This window comes from Allosphingosinicella sp., assembly GCF_036403745.1.
Taxonomy (GTDB): Bacteria; Pseudomonadota; Alphaproteobacteria; order Sphingomonadales; family Sphingomonadaceae; genus Allosphingosinicella.
In genome coordinates this window covers 1-4,167 of sequence record NZ_DASWQI010000053.1, presented here as the reverse complement: position 1 = coordinate 4,167, position 4,167 = coordinate 1, and the positions used below count along the sequence as shown (strand labels likewise).

At 65.7% G+C, this 4,167-nt stretch carries 3 protein-coding genes; all 3 read right to left on the bottom strand.

Annotated features, from left to right (window positions below; translation table 11 throughout):
- Positions 1 to 1,112: ABC transporter permease (locus tag VGC56_RS09960; RefSeq protein WP_464124747.1), on the bottom strand; the 1,112-nt coding region annotated here is incomplete at its 3' end.
- 13 nt (positions 1,113 to 1,125) lie between these two features.
- Entirely contained in the window at positions 1,126 to 3,624 is a 2,499-nt protein-coding gene (locus VGC56_RS09955; protein ID WP_464124746.1) for an ABC transporter permease, read from the bottom strand.
- A gap of 10 nt (positions 3,625 to 3,634) precedes the next feature.
- The coding region (locus VGC56_RS09950; protein WP_464124745.1) for an ABC transporter permease at positions 3,635 to 4,167 on the bottom strand (533 nt) is incomplete at its 5' end.

Here is a 4,167-nt window from a genome sequence, read left to right as displayed (position 1 = left end):
AACAGCGGCAGCAGCAGCTCGACCATCGCAAGCGCGACCAGCATCGCAATACCGGTCACGAGCACGGATTCGCCGACGAACTGGATCACCAGCTGCGAGCGCGAGGCGCCGAGCACCTTGCGCAGCGCGACCTCGCGGGCGCGCTGGGAGGCGCGGGCGGTGGCAAGGTTGGTGAAGTTCACCACCGCCATGCCGAGGATGAGGAGAGCGATGATCGCGAACGTGACGATGGTGGTGCGGTCGTTGCCCGGCCGCATCGCGCCGTTCTGCGCCTGGCCCAGATGTACGTCGCGGATGTTGACGAGGTGCCAATCCTGGTCGTCGCCCGCATTGGTGCGGGTGCTGCCGACATTGTCGTCGGGGATGTTGCGCTTCTCCCAGGCCGGGAATTGCGCCTCGATCGCCTTGGGATCGGTGCCGGGCCTGAGCTTCGCCCACACCCACCCGCTCTGGCAGCCCCAGCAAGTGAGGGCCCGGGGATCCTTGGCGGCGAGCTGCGGATAGTCGACCCGGGCGATGGTCGTCGCCTTCAAGTGCGAGTTCTTCGGCAGATCCTCGAGGATGCCGGTGATCTTCATCGCCCGCTCCGCGCCGCGGCTGATCACCGTATAGGGGCGGCCGACCACGTCGATCGTCCCGTAAAGCCGCATCGCCTCCGATTTGGTCATGACGACCGAGTTGGGCGCGCCAAGCGCATCCGTGCCCCCACGCAGCAGCGGCAGCGGCATGACCTTCAACAGGTCGCCGTCGACGAACAGGAAATCCTCGATCGTCGTCGCCTCGCCATTCTTCATGAACACCGGCGAGGTCTGCGAGCCGTAGACCATCGCCTCGATCTGCGGGATATCCTTCCTGAGCGCCGGCTCGGCGGCATAAGGCGTCATCTGCAGCCGGTCGTCGCGGCCGGTCTGGCGGTCATGGTACCAGCTCTGCACCTGGAAGACATTCTCGCTGCCCGGGATCCACCGGTCGAAGCTCATCTCGTAGCGCACGAACAGCAGGATCATCAGACAGGCGGCCATGCCGATGCCGAGGCCGAAGATGTTGATGAAGGCATAGGTGCGGTTCTTCGCGAGGGCGCGGATGCCGACCGTGAAATAGTTTCTCCACATGCTGATGGTCTCTCTATTCGTAACGCAGCGCGTTGATCGGATTGGATCGGGCGACTCGGTAGGCGTGGCCGGCGACGGTGCCGACGGCGATGGCGAGGGCGAGGCCGCCGGCGAGGAGGAACGGCACCGGGCCGAGCGCGATGCGGGTGTCGAAGCCGTTCAGCCAGTTACGCATCAGCCACCAGGCGACCGGCCAGGCAATAAGGTTGGCGATGATCACCGGCTTCGAGAATTGCCACACCAGCAGCCGGACGATGTCCCGCACCCGCGCGCCGAGCACCTTCCTGATGCCGATCTCCTTGGTACGGCGGTCGGCGGTGAAGGCGGCGAGGCCGAACAGGCCGAGGCAGCCGACGACCACCGAGAGGAGCGCGAAGCCGGCGAAGGTCGTCGCCCGCGCGTCCTCGGCCTTGTAGAGCGTCTCGATAATGTCGTCGCTAAACTTGGCGGAGAAGGGCACTTCGTTGGTGAAGCCCTTCCACACCCGCTCGACATTGGAGCGGACGGCGGCGGGATCGCCGTGGAAGCGGATGACCATGAACGACCCCCCGCTTCTGGAGCCGCTGAACATGATCGGATCGAGCGGCAGCTTGATCGAGCGGAACCGCGAATCCTTGACCACGCCGATCACGGTGACCGGCACCAGCCCATATTCGTTCTCGACGAGCGCGGCCTTCAGCGTCTTGCCGACTGCGTCGGCGGGATTGTGGAAGCCGAGCCGCCGGGTCGCCAGCTCGTTCATGACGACGTTGCCGCCGCGCGCGGCCAGCGCCTTTTCGTCCGCCGGGTTGAGCGGGAAGGGCAGGGTCATGTCGTCCAATGGCCGCGCCTTGTCGAACCAGCGGCCGGCAACGAGGGTCAGACCCATCGCGTCCTTGAAGCCCTCGTCGACGCCGTAATTGCCGATGTTGAACGGCTTGGGGCTGCCCGGCACCATTACACTTGTGTTGCTGTTATTGTCGGTGGCGACGCCGATGTTGGTCAAAGCGGCGGCATCGACGCCGGGCACGCGGCGGACCTGGTCGGCGATCGCCTCGCCCTTGTCGATCAGCTGGTAGCGGCTCAGTTCCTCGAGTTGGAGGATGTGCTCGCGCTGGTAGCCGGGATCGACGGTGCGGGCGTAGACCGTCTGGAAGTAGATGACGGCCGTGCAGATGATGAGGCCGATCGAGACCGCGAACTGGCCGACGACGAGAATGCTCCTGAGGCGCCCCGAGCCCGGGGTCTCGGCCGCCGACTTGTTGGCCTTCAGGACCTGCGCCGGCTGGAATCGCGACAGGAAGAAGGCTGGGTAGAGGCCGCCGAGCACCCCCACCATTGTCACCAGCAGCACCACCGGCAAGGCGATGCCCTCGCTGCCGAAATAGGTGAGGCGGATGTCCGCATCGAGGAAGGCGGAGAAGGGCCGGATCAGCAGCTCGACGAGGCCCAATGCGATCACCATCGCGATCACCGCGACGATGATCGATTCGCCGATGAACTGCCAGATGAGCTGCTTGCGGCTCGCCCCCAGCACCTTGCGCAGCGCCACCTCGCGGGCCCGCTGCGAGGCGCGGGCGGTGGCGAGGTTGGTGAAATTGACCACCGCCATGGCGAGGATGAGCAAAGCGATGACGGCGAAGGTGATGATGGTCGTCCTGTCGTTGCCCGGCGCCATCGAACCGCCTTGCGCCTTGCCGAGATGGACGGCCGCGACGTTGACGAGGTGCCAGTCCTCGTCGTCGCCGGCGTTGAAATGCGCCTCGCCGCTATTCTCGTCCGGAATGTTGCGCTTCTCCCAGGCGGGGAATTGCGCCTCGATCGCCCTGGCGTCGGTGCCGGGCTTCAGCCGTGCATAGACCCAGCCGTTCTGGCAGCCCCAGCAGGTGAGCGCCTGCGGCTCCTTGGCCATGAAGCCCTGGATGTCGATGTTGACGATGGCGTTGACGCGCAGGTGCGAATTCTTCGGCAGGTCCTTCAACACGCCGACGATCTTGAAGTCGCGCTTCTGACCCTTGGTGACCACGGTGAAGGTGCGGCCCACCACATTGTCGGTGCCGAACCGCGTCTGTGCCTCGCCTCGCGCCATCACCGCATTGTTGGCCTGGCCGAGGTCCGCCGCGTTGCCGCGCAGCAGCGGCAGGCTCAGCACGTCGAGCAGATTGCCCGCGGAATAGAGATAATGCTCGGCCTTGCTGGCCTGCCCGTCGGCGAAGAAGACCGGATTGTTGTCCCAGGCGTAGACCGCCTTTTCGACCTGCGGGAAATCCTTCTTGAAGCGCTCGCCCGCAATGTAGGGCGTCATCTGGAGCTGGGCTTCCTCGCCCGTCTCGTGGCTGTGGTACCAGCTTTGCAGCTGGTAGCTGTTCTCGTGCCCCGGCAGCCACGTGTCGAAGCTCATCTCGTAGCGCACGAACAACAGGATCATCAGGCAGGCGGCCATGCCGATGGCGAGGCCGAAGATGTTGATGAAGGCGTAGGTGCGGTTCTTGGCCAGCGCCCGGAGGCCGACGGTCAAATAGTTCCGAAACATGGCCGGTCTCCTATTCGTGGCGCAAAGCGTGGACGGGATTGAGACGGGCGACGCGGATGGCGTGCCCGGCGACGGTGCCGACGGCGATGCCGAGGGCGATCAGGCCGGCGAGCACGAACGGCCCCGGGCCGAGCGCGATGCGCGCGTCGAACGTGTTCAGCCAGTCCCGCATCGCCCACCATGCGGCCGGCCAGGCGACGAGGTTGGCAAGGACCACGGGCTTCGAGAATTGCCATGCCAGCAGCCGGACGATGTCGCGGACCCGGGCGCCGAGCACTTTGCGGATGCCGATCTCCTTGGTACGGCGGTCAACGGTGAAAGCGGCGAGGCCGAACAGGCCGAGGCAGCCGACGATCACGGACAGCAAGGCGAAGGCGGCGAAGGTCTTCGCCCGCGCGTCCTCGGCCTTGTACAGCTCGACCATGATGTCGTCGCTGAACTTGGCGTTGAACGGCACGTCCGGGACGACCTTCTTCCACGCCTGCTCCACCCCCGCCCGGACGGCGGCCGGATCGCCGTGGAAGCGGACGACCATGTCGGTAT